Annotated in this window: 15 protein-coding genes and 1 pseudogene; 5 read left to right on the top strand and 11 right to left on the bottom strand. The window is 69.3% G+C overall.

Going from position 1 to position 24,452, the window contains the following annotated elements:
- Positions 1 to 16: 16 nt before the first annotated feature.
- On the top strand, positions 17 to 475 hold the full coding sequence (locus tag FHS37_RS25480) for a pyridoxamine 5'-phosphate oxidase family protein (protein ID WP_184825237.1): 459 nt from the start codon (positions 17 to 19) through the stop codon (positions 473 to 475).
- A gap of 502 nt (positions 476 to 977) precedes the next feature.
- On the opposite strand, the gene FHS37_RS25475 is transcribed toward FHS37_RS25480, so the two are convergent.
- Together FHS37_RS25475 and FHS37_RS41140 are read right to left on the bottom strand one after the other, a co-directional pair.
- Positions 978 to 1,274 (bottom strand): DUF6247 family protein, encoded by a 297-nt coding sequence (locus FHS37_RS25475; RefSeq protein ID WP_229889820.1) that lies wholly within the window; start codon positions 1,272 to 1,274, stop codon positions 978 to 980.
- 194 nt (positions 1,275 to 1,468) lie between these two features.
- Positions 1,469 to 1,570: a DUF397 domain-containing protein gene (locus FHS37_RS41140; RefSeq protein ID WP_184825235.1), complete on the bottom strand. Its 102-nt coding sequence runs from the start codon at positions 1,568 to 1,570 to the stop codon at positions 1,469 to 1,471.
- On the opposite strand from FHS37_RS41140, the pseudogene FHS37_RS25465 reads away from it, so the two are divergent.
- Positions 1,562 to 2,056 (top strand): annotated as a pseudogene (locus tag FHS37_RS25465) (ATP-binding protein); the annotation flags it as partial. The gene FHS37_RS41140 and the pseudogene FHS37_RS25465 sit on opposite strands and share 9 nt — an antisense overlap.
- A gap of 8 nt (positions 2,057 to 2,064) precedes the next feature.
- On the opposite strand, the gene drmB reads toward FHS37_RS25465, so the two are convergent.
- The 5 genes from drmB to FHS37_RS25440 form a co-directional block, all read right to left on the bottom strand.
- Positions 2,065 to 3,933, bottom strand: a complete 1,869-nt coding sequence (gene drmB, locus FHS37_RS25460; RefSeq protein ID WP_184825231.1) for an MrfA Zn-binding domain-containing protein — start codon at positions 3,931 to 3,933, stop codon at positions 2,065 to 2,067.
- Complete coding sequence (locus tag FHS37_RS25455; RefSeq protein ID WP_184825229.1) at positions 3,930 to 7,175, bottom strand: helicase-related protein; 3,246 nt, start codon at positions 7,173 to 7,175, stop codon at positions 3,930 to 3,932. The genes drmB and FHS37_RS25455 overlap by 4 nt, the downstream gene beginning before the upstream one ends.
- Entirely contained in the window at positions 7,172 to 9,076 is a 1,905-nt protein-coding gene (locus tag FHS37_RS25450) for a UvrD-helicase domain-containing protein (RefSeq protein ID WP_184825227.1), read from the bottom strand. Before FHS37_RS25450 ends, FHS37_RS25455 begins: the two co-directional genes overlap by 4 nt.
- Positions 9,073 to 13,839, bottom strand: a complete 4,767-nt coding sequence (locus FHS37_RS25445) for a DEAD/DEAH box helicase (protein WP_184825483.1) — start codon at positions 13,837 to 13,839, stop codon at positions 9,073 to 9,075. The genes FHS37_RS25450 and FHS37_RS25445 overlap by 4 nt, the downstream gene beginning before the upstream one ends.
- Positions 13,840 to 13,995: 156 nt before the next feature.
- Positions 13,996 to 14,205 (bottom strand): hypothetical protein, encoded by a 210-nt coding sequence (locus tag FHS37_RS25440; RefSeq protein ID WP_184825225.1) that lies wholly within the window; start codon positions 14,203 to 14,205, stop codon positions 13,996 to 13,998.
- A gap of 489 nt (positions 14,206 to 14,694) precedes the next feature.
- Here FHS37_RS25440 and FHS37_RS25435 point away from each other — a divergent pair, with 489 nt between their 5' ends.
- The 3 genes from FHS37_RS25435 to FHS37_RS25425 are packed head-to-tail and all read left to right on the top strand — an operon-like array spanning position 14,695 to position 18,698.
- The gene (locus tag FHS37_RS25435) at positions 14,695 to 16,839 is read left to right on the top strand and encodes a helix-turn-helix transcriptional regulator (RefSeq protein WP_184825223.1); all 2,145 of its coding nucleotides are present in this window, start codon (positions 14,695 to 14,697) and stop codon (positions 16,837 to 16,839) included.
- A gap of 3 nt (positions 16,840 to 16,842) precedes the next feature.
- Entirely contained in the window at positions 16,843 to 17,838 is a 996-nt protein-coding gene (locus tag FHS37_RS25430) for a hypothetical protein (protein WP_184825221.1), read from the top strand.
- Positions 17,835 to 18,698, top strand: coding sequence for a DUF6339 family protein (locus FHS37_RS25425; protein WP_184825219.1), 864 nt, complete (start codon positions 17,835 to 17,837; stop codon positions 18,696 to 18,698). The genes FHS37_RS25430 and FHS37_RS25425 overlap by 4 nt, the downstream gene beginning before the upstream one ends.
- 15 nt (positions 18,699 to 18,713) lie before the next feature.
- On the opposite strand, the gene FHS37_RS25420 is transcribed toward FHS37_RS25425, so the two are convergent.
- From FHS37_RS25420 to FHS37_RS25405, 4 genes are read right to left on the bottom strand one after another with little or no spacing between them, the layout of a single operon-like run.
- A complete protein-coding gene (locus tag FHS37_RS25420) occupies positions 18,714 to 20,024 on the bottom strand; it encodes a DNA cytosine methyltransferase (protein WP_184825217.1) in 1,311 nt (436 codons plus the stop codon).
- Between the two features lie 11 nt (positions 20,025 to 20,035).
- Positions 20,036 to 21,031 carry a DNA cytosine methyltransferase gene (locus FHS37_RS25415; RefSeq protein WP_184825215.1) on the bottom strand — a complete coding sequence of 332 codons (996 nt, stop codon included), beginning with the start codon at positions 21,029 to 21,031 and terminating at the stop codon, positions 20,036 to 20,038.
- Positions 21,019 to 21,429 (bottom strand): very short patch repair endonuclease, encoded by a 411-nt coding sequence (locus FHS37_RS25410; RefSeq protein WP_184825213.1) that lies wholly within the window; start codon positions 21,427 to 21,429, stop codon positions 21,019 to 21,021. Before FHS37_RS25410 ends, FHS37_RS25415 begins: the two co-directional genes overlap by 13 nt.
- A gap of 54 nt (positions 21,430 to 21,483) precedes the next feature.
- Entirely contained in the window at positions 21,484 to 24,429 is a 2,946-nt protein-coding gene (locus FHS37_RS25405) for a Z1 domain-containing protein (protein WP_184825211.1), read from the bottom strand.
- Positions 24,430 to 24,452: the final 23 nt, after the last annotated feature.

Genomic DNA, 24,452 nt, shown 5'->3' with positions numbered 1-24,452 from the left:
GGCTGTTGACGCCGTCATGACCCGACGACCGGCGCCCCGCCCCCTGTCCGACCAGGCCCTCTCCGACCTGCTCGGCGAGCAGCAGTTCGGCACGCTCGCCACCGTCAAGCGCAGTGGCCACCCCCACATGACCACCATGGTGTACAGCTGGGACCCCGGAGCCCGCATCGCGCGGTTCTCGACCACGGCCGACCGGGTCAAGGTCGGCCACCTGCGGCGCGACCCGCGCGCGGCACTGCACGTGACGGGCGGCGACGTGTGGTCGTTCGCCGTCGCCGAGGGCGAGGCCGAGGTCTCCGCCGTCACGACGGTCCCCGGCGACGCGGTCGGACGCGAACTGCTCGAGATGCTCCCGCAAGCGGCGAGGCCCGAGGACGAGGACGCGTTCCTCGAGCAACTGGTCGCCGAACGCCGCCTGGTCATCCGCCTGAAGGTGGACCGGCTGTACGGCACGGCGCTCGACGTCGAGGGCTGAGCGGCGCGGTGACGGCACGGCGGCCGGCGGTACGGGCCGCACACCGCCGGCCGGTCACCGGCTCCTCGCCCGCACTGTTCCCGGAGGAACCCCCCGTCCGTGACACGCCCCGCCGCGACCCGGCAGGTGATCGACCTCCGCACCGACGGGCGACGGCATCATCACCACCGGCCCCGGCCCCGGCCCCGGCCCCGGCCGCCGGTCCGGAGGACGCCGTCGGCCCTTTGGCGGCGTCATGCCCCGGCTGCCGCCACCACCCTTGATGAAAGCCGAACGACTTCATGAAAGCTTGAGCGACTTCTGGGCCGGAAGTGGGGCAGGTTGTCGAACGCTCCACGAGACGGCCTGTAGGGTGACACGCCTGGCGAATCCGCCCCCAGAGCCCGCCGGATTCGCCGATGCGTCTCTTCCAGCTTCTGGCACAGCACTTCCAGATCCTGTTCGACTCCTAAGTCCTTCGCTCATTGGGCGGCCCGTGCGGTAGCGGCCGCGATCGCACCGCTCACGCTTTCTCACCGTCCTGCTTCAGTCGTGCTGCCAGGTCGGTGCCCTCCTGCACGGCGATGTCGAAGTCGGGGTCCTGATAGAGACGAATCCGCCCCCGGTAGTCGACGATCACGGTGGCGACCGCATGGAGATCCGTCTCCGACGAGGCCTCCAGCGCACGCTGGAGATCTGCTTCGAAGGTCTCCTGGTCGCCGGGAAAGCCGTGTCCGGACCGCAGGGCAGCCCGGATATCGCCGATGGTCCTCAGCTGCAGTGGTGCGGGGGTCGGTGCCTCCGCACGCTGTGCGCTCACGATCCTCTGCTCCTTGAACTCCCCTGTCCTACGAGGAGCGTCCTACATGTCCGCATCCCGCGCAGGCCACGCGCGGAACCGAGGGAGGGAGGCACTGTGGAGGCGGCCGGCCGGACGTCACTCGCTCACCGTCCTTCGAACCGGTGAGCGGCCTGAGCGTGCTCTTCCACCACAGGTGGCTGCGAACCCTCGGGTCAGCGAGCCAGCCGGTCGTCCTTGAGTGCTTGCAGGAAGGATGCCCAGGTGCGGTGCGTCACGGTGACCACAAGGGCGTCCGTGTCCTTGGAATCACGCACGTCGGCGTCGGCACCCCGGGCTCGCTCGTGGTGTCCATGAGCGAGACGCACCTGCGCATCGAGGTCCACGACCCCGACACGCGGGCCCTGCCCGCCCTCGTCGCCGCGGACGTCGACGCCGAGGGCGGTCGGGGCATGACACTCGTCGACGCCCTCACCGACCGCTGGGGCGTCCAGCTCCGCGAGGACCGCAAGGTCACGTGGTGCGAACTGGCCACCGGGCTCACCTCACCGGACGGTCACCTGCGGGACCCGTCGGTGACGCGGGTCGAGGTGCTGCTGGACCTGTACGCGGCCTTGAGGCCGCCGACCTGCTCCTACGAACCGGGGCCCGGCAGGGTGGGCCGGGCGGTGGCGGAGGAGTCCGTGATCGACATCGTCACGGACTTCCTCCGCTGGCTCCGGGCTCACGGCTACGACGCGGACGAGGTGCTCGACCGCGCACAGAGCCGCTGCGAGGCCACCCACGCGGAGAGCGGGCGGTGAGGCTTGCTTCAGCCCGTCGGTACCTGCCGGAAGAATCCCACCGAGGGATCATCCGGAGTGCCCACCAGCAGTGCGCGGTCCAGCAGGATGTTGTTGTGCTCGCAGCTCGTCTCCGGGAGCATCACGCAGGCGTGGCAGGCAGCGAGATTCGTCCCGGTCGAGCCGGCCGCCTCGGCCTCCATGCAGAGCGGGTCGGAGGAGCACCACTCGGCCCGGCGGATCGCCGAACGCACCGCACGGTCGAGGAGCTCCGGTTCGCCCTGGGCGACGAGGCCGCCGAGGCTTCCCGCCGAGTCGCTCGTCGCCGTGTAGATCAGTACTCCGGCCATGTCGTCCGCGGCGTACAGGCGCTCGCGCAAGGAGGCGGACGGATAGCCCGCCTCCAGGCTCCACTCGTTGATGAGGACGTGGGCCAGGGTGTGCAACAGCACCATGCGAGGGGTCGCCGGGGACGGCACGGCCCGGTTCGGGTCGTCGGCCCGCTGCTCGAGCACCCGCTGGTGAGCGGTACGCATGCGCTCGACCCGATCCACCACGGCCGACGCCTTCTCCCAGGAGTCCAGGCGGCTCTCGTCCAGGCGCAGGAAGACCCCCTCGCCCTGGACCTCCATGGCCGGCAGCCAGCGCAGCGGCTTCTCGGAGAGCGGCATTTCTTTCGCATCGGTCGTCGACTCGGCGTCGACGAGGCGGGTGAACGCCTTCAGGGCCCGCACCTCGCGAAGCTTCTTCACCAGCATCGGACCGGTGATCCCGAGCGGTTGGAGCACACTCGGGTCACCGAGTGGCGTCTCACAGACGAACTGCTCGTCACGGGACTGCTCGCTCTCGTCGTTGCCCGAGCGCAGACGCTCGTACTCCTTGTTGCGGAGGGCGCGATAGCGGTGGTCGAAGCTGGGTGCCTTGTCGTCCTCCGGGTCCTCCTCGCGTTCCGCGTCGAGCAGGGCCATGACCTCGTCCAGCGGGACCGGGCAGTTGCCCTGGAACGCTCCTTGGAGGTAGATCCGGATGTGCTCACGGTCGTCGAACTGGCGCAGCGCGGCCCAGTGTTCCGCGAGCGGATCGGCACGACCACTGCTCCACGGAGGGATGGAGAGCGCCGACTTCAGCACCGGCTGCCACACCGACGAGGAACCGCGCTGCAGGGTGCGCAACGGGAGCCCGCACCCCGCCGGGTCCGTCGCGGAGGAGCCGAGCCACGGGCGGGCACCTCGGCAGGTGAGGCGCAGGTCCTTCAGCGCGTTCCTGCGGAAGGAACCCTCCATCGAGACCTCGGGCACCTGATCACAGGTGCAGGAGATGACGATCGAGCGGAGCGAGGAGGTGCGTCCTGTCGTGCGCATCCTGAGCTTGCCGCCGCACTTGCCGATCCTCGCGGAATCACGGTCGGGCGAGCGGTGCACCCACTGCCAGTAGGGGAACTCGTCGAGGTGCCCGGCCTCGCAGGCGACGACGAAACGGGAGGGGACGAGATCCACCTCGCACGTGCCGCAGATGCTTCGACCTGCCGGTGGGGAGAAGTCGCGGTGCGGTTGCAGGTCGTTGCACTCGGGACACGAGTGCATCAAGGGGAAACGGCGGACCCGAAGGCCGTCCTTGCTGGTGTCGTCGGACGCCGGTGGCAGTCGGAAGTGGTCGACATCGAGCAGTCGGGCCAGTCGCCGTTCATGGACGACGGGCGACTCGTCCCTGCGCCAGCTGCGGTCGGCCTCGTCCAGCCCCGAGACGACGAAGGACTCGTGGTCGACGGCGATGAGCGACCCGACACCGTACGTGCTGATCACCTGGGCCCGGCGGACCGTGCCGCGGCGGGGGAGGTTGTGAGCCGGGGCGGTGCCGTTCGCCGCGGTCCGACGGCGACGGTTGGGGGGCGGGGTCATCGGGTTCCCTCCATGAAAAGGGCGGACTCGGCGTCGACGTCGCGCAGGCTCCACAGGGTGGGCCACGCCTCGCGGTCCTCGGAGTCGTCGTCGTACGACTTCAGGATCGAAGGGGCACGGTTGCCCCGCTTCGGCTCGAAGAGCAACTCGCCGTGAACGTCGGCCTCCTGGCACCACCAGTCGACGAACTCGTCGAAGCCCTGCTCCACGGCCGCGGCCTCCGAGGGAGTGACCGCGTGGACGCGGTCCAGGAGCAGGGACCTGATGCGGCCCCGAAGGATGTGCTCGTAGGACTCGACCCGTCCGGCGCCCTCGTTCGGGCGGGCTGCCGGGACCAGGATGCGGGCCAGAGCGACGATCACCGCGTGCAGTCCCCGTTCGCGCGCTCGGGCGGAGAACGGGGTGACGGAGGTGGACTCGACCTCGCGGTAGAGGGCCGAGTGGTAGTGCTGGAAGTTCTCGTAGTGCGAACGGTCCCGGGCTCGGGCCGAGTTGAGCATGACCGCGACCAGGCCGGGGTGGGCACGGCCGACGCGGCTCGTGGCCTGGATGTACTCGGCGGTCGTCTGCGGTTGGCCCATCACGGCCATCAGTCCGAGTCGGTCCACGTCCACGCCGACCGCGATCATGTTGGTGGCGAGCAGGACGTCCACGGTGTCCTCGTCCGGGAGCCTCTTCTCGATGCCCTTCAGGCGCGTGGGGATCTCGCTGGCGTCGATCCGGCTGGTCAGTTCCGAGTAGTTGGCCACCGAACGCACCGCCACGCCCTCGCGGTCGGCGAGCAGCTCGAGATAGGCCACCACGTCGTCATGAACCTGGAGTTCGGCCGCGGAGAGCAGCCGCAGGCTGTTGAAGTAGCCGATGAGGCTCCAGTACGCGTCGCGCACCTTGTCGTCGGTGTCCGCGTGCATGGCCCGGTGCAGCAACGTGGCGTACGTGCGGATCAACAGGGTGGACTGACTGGTGCCGGGAGCCAGGAGGCCGACGTAGCGGCGGCTCGCCTTCTCCTCGCGCGGGGTCTCCACGGCGAACCAGGAGTCGCGGGAGTCCAGGCCGGCGGGCGGGAACTGCCTCACATCGCGGGCGAAGAGGTGACGGCCCTGGTCGGCGGCGCGCCGGATGGTCGCCGTGGAGGCGATCACCTTGGGCCGGCCGGCCAGCGCGTCGACAGCGGTCTCGTAGAGGCCGGTGAGGGTGCCCAAGGGGCCGGAGATCAGGTGGAGCTCGTCCTGGACGATCAGCTCCGGGGGAGGAGTGCCGTCGGTCGGATCGTCCAGGTTGAACAGTGCGGAGGTCGCTGGACGCCACGGCATCGACGCGAACTTGTCGACGGTGGCGATCACCAGCGTCGGACGCGCGTCGTACACCGCCTCGTCGATCAGGTGGACGGGAAGACCGCCGGAGAAGTCGCAGTCCGCGCCGGGGCAGCGGATGTACATCCGCTTGGCGTCCTCGTCTACCTCGTAGTCCCGGGCGTCGAGCCGGGTCCCGCACCAGGGGCAGGCGTGCAGCTGGACGGGGTTCTCGGTGGCGAGACGCTTGTCGAGGTCGGCACGTAGCTCGTCGAGCCTGGCGGCGGCCTCGGCCAGCGTGTTGGGGGTGGCCGAGCGTCCCACCCACATGCCGATGGAGAACGGCTCGTTGCCCAGCTCGGGCGTGTGGCGCCTCATGTGTTCCATGGCGCAGAGCAGGATCGCCGCACGTTCGAACTGCTGCAGGGTGAGCAGCCGCAGCGTGTAGCGCATGAGGACGGTGACACCGCCGCCGTTCGCGCCCTTGCGGATGCGGCGCAGGAAGGACGTCAGGGCGATCAGACCGAGATAGGCCTCGGTCTTGCCACCACCGGTCGGGAACCAGAGCAGGTCGGAGATCTTCCGGTCGTCGTGCGCGGGGTCGTCGATGCCGGCCATGCAGAGCAGCAGGAAGGCGATCTGGAAGGGACGCCAGCGGCCTGTGGACGGGTCGGGGCTGCCGACGCGTCCGCCCTTCACCCAGGCGCTGCGGGCGCGCTGCTCGGCCATGGCACGGTTGGCGAGCCGGAACGCCCGCATCAGGTCGGGCTTGGTCCGCAGCAGCTCGATGCCCCCGCGGATCCGGCCGAGCGCCTCGCGACAGGCTTCCATCTGGTCCCGCGCGGGCTGTTCGTGAGGGCCGCCCGCCAGGGAGTCGGCTTCGACCGACTTGCGGGCGATCCAGTCCTCGTACCCCGTCGCCAGTGCCTCCAGGGCGGCCAGAACCTCGGTGTCGGGCTTCTCGGCCAACCCCAGCATCGACAACGACGAGCTGTCGATCTCCGGATTGGAGTCGGTCAGCAACACCTCCACGCTGGGTACGAACTCGCTGCGTACCTCGGGGACGGCGGCCGGGATGCTGTCGGTCACGCCGATCGGCGACGGGACCCAGTCCCAGGCGGCGGCACAACCGTGGCCGACGGCGAAGGTCGGGGCATGACGGTGCAGCAGCCGACCGGTGGCGACCTCCGGGTCGTGCGCGACGTCCGGGGCGGGCCGCTCGACGAAGGCACTGGAGCCGTCGCCGGCCCATACCGTCAGACCGCACTGGAACAGGGCGAAGGCGTCCTGGAGGTCCCGCTCACCGACTTTCTGCCTGTTGATCAGCGTGACCGTGACGGTGACCGTGCCGCTGGTCGGATCGGGGCGGCGGACGATGACGTGCAGGGCGACCTTGTCCGGCACGAGGTCGATCACCTCGCCCGGGGTGGAAGCGGTCACGTCGATGCTCTTCTCGGGGAGCTGGAGTTCCTTGCGCCGCCACCGCTCCCGCTGCTCCGCGACGGTCCGGGCCTCGGCGCGGCGGGCGGGGACCGGGTTGCCGTCCGCATCGGTGGGCTCGTAGACCGCCGCGCGCGTCGAGACCACGATCGTGTCGCTTATGGCCGGGTCGACCGCGAAGGTCAGACCCATGGAGGACGGGCGCTTGTCGCCCGAGACACCGGATTCCTGCGCGGCACCGGACTCCTCGGCGTCCTCCCGGGCGAGAACGGGCGCTGCGTCCAGCCCGTCCTGCTCGGCCGCGTTCTCGGCCCTGCGCTCCCGCGAGGCACGCGGATACAGCACGCCGGTCAGGTAACGGTCGATCGGCGCGTCCTGAGCGAGAACCTCGTCCCGGTCCTCCGGTGCAGCGTCCTCGGCGGGGCCGAAGAGTTCCCTGCGCAGTCCCGCGAGGAGTTCCTCGTCCCGCACCCGATAGTGCTCGGAGTGCCGACCTGCCACGTGCGTCATGCGCCCTGCTCCTCTTCGTCGTCAGCCCGCCGAAACATGCCGATGCCGGTGATCCGCGGCACGATCCACACACCTCGGTCGCCCAGGCCCGCGTTGGCGCCGGCCGCGACGCTGCCCGTCACCGTCTCCAAGGTGTCGATCCGCAGGCCGTGGATCTCGTCGGGCCACCACGGGTCCCACGTCCGGTTCACCTTCTGCACCCGGAACAGCTCCTGCCGGAACCGCTCCGAGGCCTCGCCTATCTCCCGTCCCCGGTGCAGCAGGGCGTACGGCGGGCTCTGGGCCTCACCCGCCGGCAGATCGTGACGCTTGCGCAGCAGTACCTCCTGACCGGGACCTACCTCATGCAGGAGGTAGGTCTGGGTCGCCACGGCGTCGGTCGCGTGACCGGGCGGGTTGTCCCGGCAGACGTCACCGGCCTCGGCCACCACGCCGAACCTGTCGTACGACCGCCACCCGCCGACGAACCGTCGACCGTTCTTGCGGTTCCCCGCCCTCTTGATGATCGGCAACTCGGGGGAGCGGACGTGGTAGAGGTCCTGCCGGGCGCGGGTCATCGCCACGTACAGGGCGCGGGCCTCCGCGGGGAGGTCCGCCTCGGCACCGTACTGCTTGTGGAGTTCGGCGACGGTCGGCGGAGTCAGGACGATCACCCGGTCGAACTCCAACCCCTTGGCCCGGTGCACGGTGGAGACGACGATCCGCGCCGTCTCCGGGTCGGCCGCCTCGTCGGGGAAGCGGCCGTCGGTGACCAGGCGACGCAGCCGGTCCAGATCGAGGGCGGTGCGTCCGGGCGAGCGGGTGGCGCGTCGCAGCACCGTCCACAGGGCGCCCGCGTTCGGTTCGTGGGGCAGCGGGATCTGTTCCAGCAACGAGCGGAACCGGTCCTCGGACAGGCCGGTCGCCTCGGTACGGCGCAGCAGCTCGGCCACCCAGTAGGGCACCGGTCGCTCCTCGAGAGGACGGCGCAGCCGGTGCCCGATGCCGTTCTCGTGGAGCAGCCGGGAGACCACCAGCGCCTGCCGGTTGTCGCGGGTGAGGACGGCGCAGGTGTCGTCGAGGTCCCGCAGACCCTGCAGCGTGTACTCGTCGGTGAGATCGCCCAGCGAGTTCACCGGGTCCAGGAGGAGGTCGCGCAGTTCCTCGTACAGCGTGGCGGCCTCGTCCGCGTCCCGGACCCGCTGGAGCCGGGGGCCGTGAGACAGCGCGACCCGTGCCTCCGGGGTGACGGCCCGGAAGTTCTCGGTGAGACGCAGCTCCACCAGGTCGTCGGGGTACGAGCTGCGCAACCATTCGAAGAACCGGCCGGTCTCGTCGTTGCGCTCGGCCGGGTCCTCGATCTGGAAGCCGTACACGGACTGGGCGGCGTCACCGACCACGGTGAAACCGCAGGTGTCCTGGTAGCGGTCGAGCAGTGACTCCACCAGTTCCCGACGGTCGCCCAGCAGGTCCTGCACCTCGTCGATCACCACATGGGACGGCGGGACCGAGTCGCCGGCCTCCAGCGCGCCCTCCTCGACGGCCTCGGCCGCGGCCCTGATCCGCTCGTCGAAGGAGGTCGTGGTCCAGTCCCGGTCCGGGTACGCCTGGAGGAGCACCCCGTACGCCCAGGCGTCGAAGGTCTGGGCGCGCACCCGGCGGGCCCGGTCCCCGTGCCGGGTGATGCGCTCACGCAACTCACGGGCGGCCGCCCGCGAGAAGGTGAGCACCAGAATGTCGGTGGCTTCCAGCGACTCCTCCGGATCCTCGTGCCCGCACAGGGCGTCGAGTCGACGCACCAGCGTGTGCGTCTTCCCCGCGCCGGCCCCGGCGGTGACCAGGACCCGTGCGTCCCAGGGCTGCTCGACGACGGTCCGCTGCTCGGCGGTGAGCGGCGGACTGCCGAGGTAGACGTCGGTCACGTACGGCTCCAGAGGTGCTCGAACTGGGTGAAGGCCAGCGCGGTGTCGAAGTTGGCGATGTTGTCGTCGACGTTGAGGATCAGGCAGGTGTCCTTGCCGCCGTTCTTGGGGCCGCGCAGGCCGCGACCGATCATCTGCTGGTACACGTTGGTGCTGTAGACCGGCCGTGCCACCACCACGACCCGGGTCGCGGGCGCGTCGAACCCCTGGGTGAGGACTCCGTAGTTGGTGAGTACACGGATGCGGCCGCTCCTGAAGTTCTCGATCCGCGTCCGACGGTCCTGCGTACTGGTCGTCGAATCCACGGCGGCGGACCGGACTCCTCGGTCGTTGAGCATGGCCGCCAGGTACTTGGCGTGGTCGACGGAGGTGGCGAAGAGCAGCGTCGGCCAGTCCGGCGGCAGTGCGGCCACCGATTCGACGATGCGCAGACTCCGCTCGTGGTCGTCGGCGAGCCGCTGCTCGGCGGCGCGGGACAGCATCGCCATGCGTTCGGCGTGCGTCTTCTCCTCCTGGTCGAGCACGATCCGACCGCCCTCCAGGGTGCGGTGCTCGACCTGGGCGAGCATGCCCCACTCCTGCAGATCCCGGTACGGGTCGCCGGACGGGAACACGCCTTCGTCGAGTCGTCGGTTGCCGAAGCGGGTGATCAGTCGGCGCGTTTCGTCCTCGTTGGTGTTGCGGAACGGGGTGGCGGTCAGGCCGAGCAGATGCCGGCGCGTCTCGTACTGGGTCAGGCCCAACAGGCCGAGGACCTCCGTGTACCGCTTGGAGATGGCGGTGTGCGCCTCGTCCACGATCACGAGCGCGGGCTCACGCAGCCACGCGTACTGGTCGGTGCCCAGGCACCGCTCCAGTTTCGCGTCCGTGGCGACCACCAGATGGGGATGCTCGACGACGTTGCCGGCCTCGTTGCTGCTCCACAGCCGGCTGATGGTCAGAGGGCGCTCGGCGCCGACCTTGCTCCAGACGAACTTCCAGCTCTGTACAGCCTGTTCGCACAGTTCCTCGGTCTGCGCTATCCACAGCAAGGGCCCCTTGAGGTCACCGACCCGCTTCACCCAGCGGATCACGGCCTCGGCGGTGACCCGTGTCTTGCCGGCGCCCGTGGGCAGGGACAGCATGCCGCGCTGCGGGGCGAGCCGGTCGAGCAGGGTGGAGATGTTCCGAACCAGGTCCTCCTGGTAGTCGTGGAGCCTGGGGAAGTCCCGGGGCCCCTCGATCGTCTCGGAGGAGGGCGGTGAGGGAGTCCTGGAACCGGCGAACGTCACAGGCAGGCGCAGGTCGGAGACGAATGCGATGGCGGCCGACGAACCCCCGTACCCCACCGGTGCGTTGGGGAAGCGTGCCTGGATGTCCCGGGCGTGCTGCTGGAGCACCCCGTCGCCGTGCGCGTTGAACGCCATCTGGGCGATGCGGCGCCCGGACGGCTCCACGCCGCCGGTCGCCTGCAGCTCGGCGTCCATCAGCCCTTCAGGCAGGCCGGCCCTGAGCGCGTCCGCGCCGATCAGCAGCTCGAGTTTGGTCACGACGTCCTCGGCGTCGCGCACGGCCTTCTGTGCCGCCTTCAGCGCACTGTCCTTGGCCATGCGGTCCTGATGCTCCAACACCGCGCGGCATCCGGACGCGCCCAGGCCGAGGCCGAGCTCGCGGTCGATCAGCCGCAGCATGGGCTCGGGCTCACGCGGTACGAGGATCTTGACCGTGCCGTTCTGACGCACGGCGTCCAGGGGAGAGGCGTGCGTGCCGTTGGGAGTACGCGTGACCTCTTCCAACTCGGTGCACCGCTGCACCATGCTGTTCCGGTTGCCGCTGTTCAGGCGCTGCCGCAGCGCCGGGAACAGCTCGACGAGGGGAACGGGGTCGCCCTCGGGCACCTCGCGGGTCTCCCGACTGATCACGTCGGCGTAGCGGAGCATGCCCCACTTCTCGACCATCAGTTCGGCGTCCTCGGCGGTCGGCACGAGCAGGGCGGGGAGCTGCTCGGCCCGCAGGGCCCGGTACTCGGCGGCACCGACGGCGAGGGTGATCTCGTCGTCGGGACGGGTGTCCCAGGTGTCACCGATCCGGCAGCGAGTGAGGGAGTCCTCGGGGAAATCCGCCCCGAACCGGGTCAGCATCACGTAGGTGGCGCCGACGAAGGCGTCGTCCTCGCTGCGGGACACCTCGGCGAGAAGCGCGTCCCAGCGGTCGGCGGGAACCTCGTCGACGGTGATCGGCAGTCGCAGCTTGCGGGCCTTCTCGGGGGAGATGTCGGCGACCGGCAGCACATCGCGGTAGGCGGCGAGCTGGGGGCCGACGGCCTCCGTCAGTGGCTTGATCCCCTGGGAGGTGGTGACCCTGCCGTGCTTGCGCAGCATCCATCGGATCGGGGACATCACCGCCTGCCGAGTACTGGTCTGGGCGCCGAACTGACGCGTCCAGTTGTCCACCACGGCGTCGTCGGGCAGCGCCTTCAGGAAGGCGGCGCGGGACTCCTCGGACAGGTCGCGGAAGAGATGGAGGGGGCCACCGATCGCGGCACCCTCGACCTTCATCCTGTTCAGCGCGGGGCGCGGGGCACGGCTGTCCAGAGAACGCAGGTAGGAAGCGTGGACGGCTGCTCGGTACTCTTCGAACCAGGCCTCGTCGGCCTGCGGCTGCACGCCGCCGGCCGGCCGATCCCGCAGGCCGATCAGGGAGAAGAAGGACGCGTCGTCGGAGTGGAACGCCATGTCGACGGCGACGCTCGGATCGCGCTCGGCATCGACGACGACACCGGGCAGCATGCAGTCCGCGACCGGTCGGAAGTGCTTGTCGGCCGTCCGTACCCGGAGCGTCGTGCGCGGGTCGGGCACGCGCTCCAGGACCTTGTGGGCCAGCCGACGGATGCCGGCCTGACGGAACAGCTCCCAGAAGCGCTCCCAGTCGGACTCCCCGTAGTGGTCGAAGCCCTGGTCGAGGACACTGGCGAACCGGCCCTCCACGTCGGCCTCGCGGATGCCGAGGACGTTGAGCGCGTGCGCCAGCGATGGGTCCTGGGCGAGCTCGTCGACGACGTACACCGTGGACTCGCGCAGCCCGTCCTGGTGCTCGGCCCGGCGGAACACCTTGCCGTGGACCGGGGGGACCAGCCCGTGCTCCTCGGTCAGCACGATGTGGGCCTTGCGGGCCTCGTCGGCGAAGGGGGAGCGCTTCTCGATCATGTCGGCCAGGATGCGGACGGCCACCGCCGACGCCTCGACGGTGCCGTTCGCGACGAGGGCCTCCAGCCAGTCGCGGACCCCGGCCCGCTCGTGTCCGGCGGCACCGAGGACGTGCTCGACCTTGCCGGAGCGCAGGGCGTCGGCCTCCACGCTCGGGTGCAGCCAGTCCGAAGGACGCCCGGGGCACTCGTGCCACATCCGCAGCCATCGCGTGAGCTGCTTCAGGTCCTTGTCCAGCCGCGGGTGGACGCGCAGGTGCTTGGGGGCGCGCAGGACACCGTCCTGGTCGGGCAGAGAGGGACTGGTAGCGGTGCGGGCCCAGATCTCCCGGGTCAGGAACTCGTCCGCCCAGCTGATCGACTCCTTCACACGACCGGGGAGCAGCGGGAGGTAAGCGGCTGGGTCCTCGGCCGGGGCGAGTGCGGGGAGGGAGTCGACGACCAGCTTCGCCGACACTCTGATCATTTCCTGGTTGAACGGGGAGGAGTCGAGCAGGTTCTGCCGGTCCTCGTTGGTCTTCCACGCCCCGTTGAGGATGCCGCTGAGCGACATCTCGTACTTGGTGGGGAAGAAGGACCAGAACTTGCCGCGGCCACGGGAGCGAGGGCTGACGTGCAGGCCGCTCTCGGCGTCCCGTTCCAGCGCGGGGACGGCCCAGGACAGGTCGAGTGCGACCCGGTCGTGCAGCTCTCCGGCGTCCGCACGGGCCGCGGGACCCGGCTCGTGCGTGGTGGTGAACACGCGCCACCGCTCCGTGGAGAGAGCCTTCCCCGTGCGCTCCTCGGTTACGGTGTGCAGGTCACCGGTCTGCTGGGAGGTCAGGATCCGGCGCGCCATGGGCCTGGGACGGTGATCCTCCAGCACGACCTTGGCGACGTGAGGCGAGAAGAGCTGGAACCCGACCGGGAACTCCTCACGGGGCTCGCCGTGGTCCTTGCCACGGTTGCCGTGCATGTCCTTGCCCAGCCGGTCATCGGCCTTCGGGAGCAGCGGGAGCCGCACGACCGTGGTCGCCCAGGTCAACAGCTGGTCCAGTACGGGGTCGGAGGCGCGCTCGGCCCGCATGTCGAGTGGGCGGGCCATCCGCAGGACGGGTGCGTCGAACTCCGGGCCGTAGCGCTCCGTCACACCGGGCACGGCCTTGATCTGCTCGTAGGACCAGGCGCGGTCGAATCCGAAACTTCCGGTGCGGCTGAAGAATTCCGGCGCGTCGGTCACCACGAGGACCGACTTCACACCGACCCCGAAGCGTCCGATCTGCCCGCCACGCTTCTTCGACATGCTCATTCGAAGGATGGTCTCCGCCCCTTCCGGGGTGACCGGGTTTCCCTCGTTGGCGCAGTACAGGTGGGACTCTGTGAGGACCACGTGGACGCGTCCGCCAGGTTCGCCCGCGATTTCGTCGGCCGCGTTCTGGACGAGCTCGAAAAGCTGGCGATCACCGTACCCGCCCTGCGTGATACGACGCTCGCCATTGGCGTGTTCGGCCACGAGGCCGGGGTCCACCGCATACGTCTGCAGGACTCGGGAGGACTGTTCGAGAACGGTTTCGATCACCGCTGAGGACGAGGACGGCACAATCACTGCGCTCCTGGTGTCAAAGGTGGATGAAAGTCTGGTGGCGGGCCGGACCGCCGGTTGTGTGCGAGCCGGCCCATGGTTCATCGCGCACTGGTGGTCGGAGCGTCTGTCCGATGAACGAGTACGCAGGTCATACGGGTGAAGTGCCCGGTGTCAGAGAGCGGGAGGGCTCTCGTCCGGCAGTGCCTGCACTGCCTTGGCCAAGTCGTCGGGGAATCCAACGAAAAAATCGTCCTCGGACAGTTCGTGTCGGTTCAAGACGTTCGGGACTTCGGCCTTGCTCACCGTCCGCCGAACATCCAGCTCAACCGCGTTGCGTTCCCGATGGGAGAGCAGCAACGGGTAACAGTCGTCCTCGTTCAATGAGTCCCCACCCCTGTCGAGTAATGTCCTGTGATTCGCACCAGGGGTGTAATCGGGCCACGCCCCATGAGACGAAAGGATTTTCGCTGCGGGATTCTCTGCCGGTGATCACGTTAGCGGCTGGGTCCCCCGACCGCCAGAAATTTTCAAAAACGTTTCCCCACGCGCCCGTTGGGCGCATTCGGACACACCACTGGCCAGCCGCCGGATCCCCCGGACAAACCGGTTCGCGAGCGAGTTGGCTTTCCCAACATGGCGAATGTATCCGGGTTTTGAGGTACTGGCAAGCCTCAACCTCTGCTCACCCGAAAGCAGTTGGTGGCCTCCGCTCACGCAAGACGGGCGTGAAGGCGTGAAGTGGTCGAATCGGACTATTCGGGCGAGATGGTTGGACCTGTCGTGCCCCCTTGTGCGGTTAACTTTTGGTTGACGTGATCGTGATCGTCAAATTAGCCTCCCTCGTACGACCCGAGGAAGAGCAGGTGGCGCGTGGAGACAGGTGAGGAGTTCGGGCCGTGGCTGGCCCGGCAGCTCAAGCTCGCGGGAAGGACGCAGGCCGAACTGGCCAAGGAGCTCGGGTTGACCCGAGCCGCCGTCTCCGCGTGGATCGCCGGACGGTCGACCCCACGCCCTACCGTGATGACGGACATCGCCAGGGTGCTGGGTACGGACGTCGGTACGGTGCACACCCGCACCACCGACGCCCAAGCCGGCCTCCCTGTCACCTGGTACCACCGCCCCGGCTACCCCGACGGCGGTCGTGACCTGGGCAATGCCGCCGCCTTCGCCTTCGACGCCGACGTCCAGGTCCTCGCACGCGAGACGTGCCAGAACAGCCTCGACGAGCGGTTGACAGAGAACGGTCGTCCGGTCCGCGTCCGTTACACCCTGCACGAGCTGACGGGTGAGCACCTGGACGCCTTCCGCGAGGCGATCCTCTGGAACGACCTTTTCCCGCACTACTCAGCCGTCTCGGAGCTGGCCGGCAACCAGAAAGTCGGCCGAGTCGTCGACGCCGGTGTACGCGACATGTACGAGAAAGGCCGTCTGGTCCTGCTGCGGGTCGACGACTACAACGCCTCCGGACTCACCGGCGACGACTACGCGGACGGCAAGTTCGCCGCCGTCGTCCGACGGCAGCTCGAGAGCCTGAAGTCAGGCCCGGCCGCCGGTGGTTCGTACGGTCTGGGCAAGGCCACGCTGTGGGCCACCAGCGCCCTCGGGCTCGTGCTCATCAACTCCACTCTGTCCGTGCCGCACGAGGGGCGTACCGAGCGACGGGTGATCGGTCGTCTCGAACTGCCCTGGCGGGAGGTCGAAGGACGCGCCTACGCGGGCCCCGCCTGGTTCGGGCGCCCCGACCCCGACACGCCTGGCGCCGAGGTCGCCCGTTCCTGGTGGGCCGACGGGGAGACCGTGGACCGCCTCCATCTGAGCCGGGAAAGCGACGAACCCGGTACGTCCTTCCTGATCGTGGGCGCGCACGACGTGGCCAGCCTCGAAGGGGAGGCCCACGACCAGGACGGGAAACCTCGTGCGGAGGAGGGTCCCGAGGACACGCGCGACATCGGCAGAATGCACGGCCGCTTGGTCGAGGCGCTGGGGCGCGACTTCTGGGCCGCCATGATCGGTGGGGGTGGACGGCTCCCGCTGCTTGAGGTCTCCGTCCGTGCTCTGCGCAACGGCGAGGAGGTCGTGCCGGAGACGAAGGTGGACCCGTCCGTCGAGCAGCCCTCCCGTACCCGCGCCCTGCGGGCCCACTACGAGGGCACCACGGTGGATCGGCTCACCGAAGCCGGGCAGGTGGCCTTCAGAAACGTTCCTCTGAAGCTGCCCCTGGCCGGAGGCGCACGCGGGACGCTCGGCACCCACCAGGCGGTCCTCCTGGTCACCGAGGCCGCCGGCGACAACGACACCCCCAAGAACCAGGTGCACTCGCTGCGCGGCAACCGCATGACGGTCAGGAAAGCACCGGTTTCGAACCTGCCGCTCGGCACCAACCCCTTCCAAGCCGTCCTCCTGGTCGGTGAGGCCGCCGGTCAGTCGGCCCCCTTCGCGAAGGAGGCCGAGGAGTTCCTGCGCGCGGCGGAACCACCCGAGCACGACCGCTGGGGGCAGACGGAGGAACTGACACTGCGCTGGTCCCCTTCCGCGTATCGGCGGATCCAGAATCTGACCACCGAGGTCAACAGCGCGGTCAGGGAACTCGTCGCCCGCCCGAAGCGCGGCAGGGGCGAAGGCGGTGAGGCGCTGCGCAAGGCGCTGACCGTCAAGAGCCGGCCCAAGGCCAAGGTGCCCTCCGGGCCGGTGGTGCCGGCGCTGGACGCGCTCGAGGCGACGATCGGTGACCAGGGGGAGTGGTTGATCACAGCCGAGGTGAAGATCCCGCGCGGTGACGAGATCGTCCCGATGGTGCCGGTCGCCCAGTTGGACGTCCGCTCCGGGGGACGCCCGCGACTCGACTGGGCGGAACTCGTCGCAGTGGAGGGCTGCGAGGTGGAGAACGGGATCCTGCACTTCCCGTCCGGCACACGCCGCGCGAAGTTCCGAGGAGCCACCGATGTCTCCAGCCACCCGGTGAGGACCACGCTCACCCGCCTCGTCGTCGAACTGCGCGTGGGCAAGGGGGCGTGACGCGTGAAAATTTACCCGTACAAGCGACTCAGCCGCCCGATCACGCTCAGGGTGACGTCGGTCTCCCTCAAGTTGTCCGACGGTACCCGTGATCCACTCGACACCAGCGCCTACTCGGTTCAGGAGCAGGCCGTCGCCCTCGGCGTCGCGGGCCACACGGACTGGGTGAGTGCGACGATCGGTCTCTCGGTCACGCTGCCGCCCGGCGCCGACGCTCCGGACGCTGCCTGGTCCGATCTGCGCGTCCTCGCGGTATTGACCGACGGTGAGACCAACGTCCGTACCTCGACGGCCCTCACACGCGACACGGAGGGCAGCCACGACTGGTCGGGCTACCTGGAGGTACTGCGCGACGACCACCTGGGACGTGCCTCCCTCAGCGCGTACGCCATCGGGACGGTCGACGGAGTGCGGGGACGGTCGATCACCGAGACCGACCGGAGCTGGGTCGTGGACACCGTCTCCGACGAGCCGGTCAGAGGTCTGCGACTGGATGTCCGGAAGGCGTCGTTCAGCAAGAGCTCCAGGGAATGGCTGCGTGCCTACGCCGACGCGCCCTGGCTCGTGGACACCACGGCACGGGTTCCCACGGTGTTCGTCAACACCGACATCGACGGGATCGTCGGGCTGCTGGACAGCAACGGCTCCGGTGTGGACAGCAAGGTGCGCGACCTCCTCGTCGCCCAGATGGCCACGGACGTGTGGACGGCGGTCTTCCACGGCGCCATCGGCGACCTGGAGGTGGAACCGGGCGGTGGCCCGGTCTTCCCGACCGACTGGCAGGGCGAGGTGCTGCGGGAGATGCTCCCGGACGTCGTCCCCGGCGTACACGTCGAGGAGGCCCTGCGCCAGGTCCACAACCGACGCACCGGTGACTCGGGCTGGGCCGAACTGCAGACACGCATCCATTACGCGGCGGTCCGGCGTGCCGATGCCGCCAAGGCGGTGGGCTACATGATCCGCAGCCTGGAGCGGACGAACAGGGAGAACGAGACGTGATCACCCAGCCCCACCACGTACCGGAGCGCCTGGCACTGCTTTCCGGCGCGGCCGTGGACACCTTCCTCACCGAGGGACTGCTCAGGGGCGAACAGGTTCACAGCGGCATCGACCTCGCCAAGGTCGCCGAGCCGCTCCCCGAGGACGACGCCCGGTGGTGGGTCGAGCCGATCCGCAGCCTGGTCGAGGACGCCATGTTCGAGTTCCGCAACGAGCGCACCAAAGCCGACGCCTGGCTCGCGCCCCGACTCCATGCCACCTTGCGTCTGACGCGGAGGGAAGCGGCGGACAAGCGCCTGTGGAACCACCTGGCGCTGGCCGTAGCCCCTGACTATGTCGTGTGGCGTCACCTGTCGGAGTCGGCACAGCGCGTCGCTGCAGAGCGCTTCCGGGGCCCTTCGGACCGGCAGTGCTTCTCCCGTCTGTGGTGGGCGGCCGAAATCTTCCGGAACGGGCCGGATTACGGGCCTGTCGAGACTGCTTGCGGCAACCAGGACCTCATCCACACCGTCCTCCGGTTGGGCTTGCTCGACCACCGCCCCACAGCGCAGGCCGTCGTCCGTCTTCTGCAGGACGGAAAGATCACCACTGGACGCGAAGTCAACGGGCTGAGCGTCGCCATCAACGCGGCCGGAGCGACCTTGATCTACGACGTCCTCGCACCGGACGAGCCCAGGGATCCCGCTCGTCTGCGGGACTGGATCGCCGAGGCGGAGACAGCCCCACCGGTCTCACGCCACGACCTCCCCGAAGGGCCGGACGAGGATCCCGTCCCGGAGGAGTCCCTGGCTGCGCTCACCGACTACTTCGCCGATCTGTTCGAGACCGCTCCGGTCAGGGGCCGGAAGAGCGAGGACTGATACGGCGCCGTCGAGCTACTCGGGACGCGGGCAGCGGGCGGTGCAGCCGTCCGATGTCCCGCAGCCGTGGCTCCGCAGCTTGGCCCGCTGCTCCTCCGTGGCCGGCACCCACGGCTCGCGCATCGTCTCCGGGGTCGGAGCGGGAAGACCGAGCGCGGCGCTCAGGAGGTGTGCCCCGAAGAGGGGCGGCACGGCGTTGCCCACCTGCTGGGCCCTCGCCGTACCCGACCACGGGTAGTCCGGCGGGAAGCTCTGCAGCATCCCCGCCTCGTTCATGCTGAACCTCGGACCCTCTCGGACGACGTCGGGGTGGTGGTCGCCGACGGGCTCGAAGACCACGAAGCGCGAGATACGGCCGGTGACGGTGGTGGCGGGCTGTCGATCGGTCCGTACCCCGCGTCGCCCCGGGTTTCCGGAACTGCCGTAGTTCGACCGGATCAAGAAGGGCGTCCTGCGCCCCGGGTGCGTGCCGACCGGCTCGGCGAGGGCGTCGCCCATCGACTTCCAGTGCTCCAGACCGTCGTCCTCCGTGGGGCGCTGTCGTGGGTCGGGGACGTCCATGTCATAAAGGGTCGGCTGAGTCGTCGGTGCCGCGATACCACCGTTCCTGCGGTTCCACTCCTTCGCCTCGTAGGCGCGGTGGGTCGGTGCGGGCAGTGAGGGCTTGCCGAGTCCCTCACGACGGGCGATCAGCACGGCGCGGGACCGGGTTTGCGGCACTCCGTAGGTCTCGGTCCTCAGGACGTCGACGGCGACCTGGTACTTGGTGCCGTCGGGCAGACCGACCTCCTGCAGGACCTCGGCGTATCCCTCCCAGAGCGCCACTACGGAGGGGACCTGCTCCAGAATGATGACGTCGTACGGTCGGTGCCCGCGGTTCGGGCTCCTGGTGGCCTGGATCGCGTATCGGAGGGGTTCGAGGACCAACGCGGTGCGCGGGTCGCTGAGCTTCCTCAGCTCCTTGTCGATCTCCGCGTCGGAATCGCCCGCCATGAGTCGTTTGATGTAGCCCTTGACCTCCTCGAGCGCCTTGCGTCCGGCGCCCCGTCCCGCCACCGAGTACGTCTGGCACGGCGGACCACCGGCGAGCACGTTGATCTCCGGCGGGAGCGACTCGAAGGATTCCCTGCGAACCGCGCTCACGTCGGCGTGGAGGGTGTCCAGGCCGGCCGCGTAGCGCGTCAGGCACGCGCTCCTGTCCCACTCGATCCCGAGACTCGGGAGACCCAGCTTGTGACCAGCGACGTCCAACCCACCGGGCCCTGCGAAGAGGTCCAGGACAAAGGGCTTGTCGAGGATGGACTGGTGGGGCGGCGTGCTGGTCATGTGGCGGAAGTCTAGCCGGCGGCGGGGGCCGCCGGCTGCCCGTGGAGGGCTTCGGCGACGGCCCGACCCAGCACTTGGCCGACGGGGGGCGGTGTAGCGTGCCCGATCTGGCGGTACCGGGCGGTCTTCAGACCAGTGACCTCCCACGATCCGGGGAACCCCTGAAGCAGCGCCGCCTGCTCGACTGTGATTTTCACCATGTTGTCCCTACCGAGCGAGGGATCCCACACGAAGTCGGGGCCGGGAACCTCGTTGCCCACCGTGTGGGCATTGACGCCCATGGTCGCCCACTTCCGTTTGGCCCCGGTCGGCCCGAGGTCGGCGCCCCCTCGGTTCTTCGAGCCTCCGACGAGGGTGGGAGCCGGTTGATCGGCCTGAGCGGCCCAACGGGCTGCGTCCGGCCAACCGCGTGCCGCCATGGACGGTCCCAGGGCGGCACCGACCGTCATGGGTTGCCGCACCGTGGGCGTCGGCGGACGGAACGCCTCGGCCCAACGTCGTTCGACGGCCACCAACACACCCTGCTTACGGTTCTGTGGCACCCCGAAGTCGACGGCGTTCACGATGAACCAGCTGAACTCATAACCCAAGTGAGCCAGTTCGGCGCGCGCGAAGTCGCGGAAGCGCTGATACCTGTCCGAGTGGGCGAGATCGGGAACGTTCTCGATGATCACCGCTCGCGGCCTGATGGCGTGGGCCAGATAGACCGCGGCCTCCAACAGGCGCTCCTCCAGACCTGATTCGGCCCGTTGGGCGGTCGCACTCGACTTCACCCGCGGCAACCCCGCCGAGAGGAGATCCACGTCGTAGCTCTCGGGGTGCTCGGACGGGTCGAAGTCGAGCAGGTCGGTGTTGAGCACGTTCCAGTGCGGCCGGTTGGTCCTCAGGGTCGCGACGGCGTCAGCGTCGTCGTCCAGGAGCAGCCGCGGTTCGAATCCGGCCTGCTCCAGGCCGAGGGCGAGTCCGCCCGCCCCCGAGCACACGTCCACGAAGGTCAGTCCCCCCACGCCTCCTGCTTTCCCGCCCGCTCCGCCAGGCGCCGCTCCACAACCGCCCTCACCCGGGCGGCCACGTCTCCCGGATCCTCATGCTCCCAGAAGCGCAGCACCGTCCACCCCAGAGCGGTCAGATGCTCCGTCGTCTCCAGATCGCGGGCCATGTTCCGGTCGAGCTTCTTGCGCCACCACTCGGCGTTGGCCTTCGGCTGCGTTGCGTGCTCCGGGCACCCGTGCCAGAAACACCCGTCGATCAGGACAGCGATCTTGGCCCGGGTGAACGCCACGTCGATGCGTCGCCGCGCCATTCCCGGCACCGGGTACTCCACGCGGTAGCGCAGGCCGGCCGCGTGCAGCAGACGACGCACGGCCAGCTCGGCGTTCGTGTCCTTGCTGGCCTGTCGGGACATGCGTGCTGAGACGCCGGGAGAGGAAGGCCTCACATTGTCCAATGGTGTCGCGCCTCAGGAGTGTGTGTCGTCTCGGTCGATCACGATCGCATCCCGCCGGCCCGAGTCGATCGCGCGGAACCGAACCAGCGGGCGACCGGTTCCCACCGACGACTTCGGCGCGACGAAGGAGAAGGCCATGACGACGTCACCGGCGTTCACCGTCCCGTCGGCGGTGAGCCGCGGCTCGGACTCGACCACCGGGTAGAGCAGCAGCGCCCCTCGCCGCGGGCGGACGAACTGCTCGACCGATGCGTTCCCGGCCGTCTCGACGGCGCCCGCGGTGCGCAGGGCGGCGGCGCGGTGCTTGGGCTCACTGAGCGCGCCGAAGAGCGAGCCGCGTCGTCGGGTACGGCGGGCCAGGGTGAACGGGCCGTGCCCCAGGATGCGGGCCTCCACACGCCTGGTGGAGGTCTGCAACGGCGTGATCACCAACCAGTCGTCGATCTTTGCCGGCTGTCGGCCCGCTTCCAGCAGGAACTCCAGGTGCGGCGAGAACTGGCTCGGGATCGACCACCGCAGGTCGCACAGCACCTTTGTCAGCGTCTCGTGCGAGACCGTGCCCACGCGCGCCTCGTACGCGGGACCGTCCCCGACGGACAGACGCACCGGGTCCTGACTCAGTGCGGCGAGGACCGACTCCCAACGCTCGGTGTTGTGGGCCAGCTCGTCCGGGGCCTCCGGGTAGGCGGTCGGCTCCACCCAGGTCCCCGGTGACCGCACCTCCACCAGCTCCGCGTTGAACATCTTGTTCCGAGCCGACGGCTTCACCCACGGCAGGTGCTGGGCCACCAGCGGCGGGATCTGGGCGGGGGTGACCTGAGGACGACCGTCCACCATGGGTGCGTAGCGGGCCAGTTCGGCGCGGAAGAGCTCCTCGTCGCGGCAGATCGCCTCGAAGGCCTCGTACAGGTCGACCGTCTTGGCGTTGCGACCGCGGCCGAGCGTCTCCTCCCGACCGATGTAGAGGCGGACGAGATCGCGGTACCCGCGCCGGAAACCGAACCAACGGCCCATCTGCATCAGAGTGTCGGCCTGCTGCGTCGTGCGACGGTAGTACGTGATCGTCAGGCCCTCGACCGTGAAGCCACGGGACAGCTTCGTGCCGCCGACCAGGATCTTCCAGACGTTCGGGGTGCGGTCGAAGTCCAGGTCGGGCTGGCTGTAGTCGTGTTCGCTGTCACCGTTGACGACGATGACGGGGCCACCGCCCTTGTTGATGAGGCGGCGCGCGTCGGTGACGTACGGCTTCAGTTCGTCGTACGTCGCGGGGGTGGGCAGGCCGCCTCCGTCCGCGTGGGGACGGAAGTCCTTCTCGAAGAGGGAAGCCAGGCGTGCGTGGCCCTCCGGGCGCGTGTGCGCGGCGTTGTGCCACATGGTGTTGATGCGCAGGGCGAGCGCGGTGTGCTCGACCATGCGGACCGATTCGTGCACGAGCATCGTGTGATGCCGGAACGAGTCGGAGGGGACGCCGTGGGCGGCGCGGTAGCACTTCAGAGCGCCCGTGAGGACGAAGGCGTCCAGGGCTTCCTGAAGACGGTCGCCCGTGGAGTCGTAGATCCCACGGACGTGCCTCCGTTCGGCCTCGCCCTCACCACCGCCGACGTCGTCCAGGTCGTGGAAGTCCTGAACACCCATGTAACCGCTGGGGCGGGGGAGGGAGATCAGGAAGTCGCGCGGGAAGATGTCCTCCTCATCGCCCGGATCGATGAAGACGTTGGCGAAGGGAGTCGCGGTGTAGCCGACGTACTGGGCGCGCGGAAGCAGTCCCAGGAGCTTGGATATCAGGCCGTTGATGGCCGTGCGCTCGGTGCTCCCCCGTTCCCACTTCTTCGGGTCCGAGGTGTTCACGGAGGCCTGGTCGGACTCGTCGTCGATGATGAGGGTCGGCAGCTCTCCCAGGATCCCGTGGATCTGCTTGAGGTCCTTGACGAGCTTCGTGAGGACGGCCTTGTTCTTCTTCACCACGAGGATCCGCGCCGCGGCGTGGTGGAGGTTCGCCGGATCGTGCAGCGGGCGAGCGGGGACGCGCTTCTCGAACTCCAGCGCCCGGATGCCCTGGGCCAGGCTCTTGTAGTCGTTGTCGCGTGTGGTCAGGCGCTCGATGTCGAACGCGCCGAGCGTGGAGGGACGACCACCGTGTCGTACGAACTTCGGCCAGTCCTCGTCGTCGCCCACGTAGTCCACACCGACCAGGGAATCCACGTCCGTGACGTCCGCGCCCCGCAGGATGTTCTCCTGGCCGATCAGCTCCATGTCGAGGCGCCGCTGGGTCTGGGCGCGCAGCAGGTTGAGGGTGCCCCCCAGGACGATGACGAGACGGTAGCCGGCGTCGATGGCCTTCGCGGTCACGCCGGTGAAGTTCGCCGTCTTGCCGGACTGGACGTAGCCGACGACCAGGCCCTTCGCCTGTCGGGCCGTCGGCTGTTCGGGATCGGTGAGGCGCTCGACGACCGCCCGGCTCGCCTGGTCGAGGCCGGCGATGGCGGCCTCGGACCATCCCTTGTCGCGGAGCTTCTGTTCGTACGCCGTCCAGTAGAAGGACCTGGCCGCCGCGCGTTCCGGGGTGTACCACGGGGTGAACTCCCGGGTGATCACCGTCGCACCGGGCACCTTCGCCACGGGTACGGCCTCGTCCAGGGCCTTGCGCAGTTCGGTTCCGAACCGGAGCCGTTCGTACACCACGGCACGCCGTTCGTCGGTGCGCGCCGGGGAGTCCGCTCCCCACGGCGGGTCCTCCGCGAAGTCCCAGGCGGTCAGGTGGCGGTCCCACAGGGCGATCAGCGCGTCGTCACCGCTGATGAGGAGGGAGCGGAACAGCTCCTCGCCCAGGTCCGCGTCGGGGTGGGAGTCATCCGCGGCGAGCGCCGCCCAGCGTTCGAAGTGACGCGGCATGCTGCCCATCCCCGCCAGCGCGGAGGTGTGGATGTCGAGGAGCACACCGGACGGAGTGTTGGTCATCTCTTGTCCTCGGTCGGGGGCCG

The organism is Streptomyces griseomycini (genome assembly GCF_014203535.1).
GTDB classification, from domain to species: domain Bacteria; phylum Actinomycetota; class Actinomycetes; order Streptomycetales; family Streptomycetaceae; genus Streptomyces; species Streptomyces griseomycini.
The sequence above is the reverse complement of the archived record's forward strand: the minus strand, read 5'-3'. Positions and strand labels throughout refer to the sequence as shown.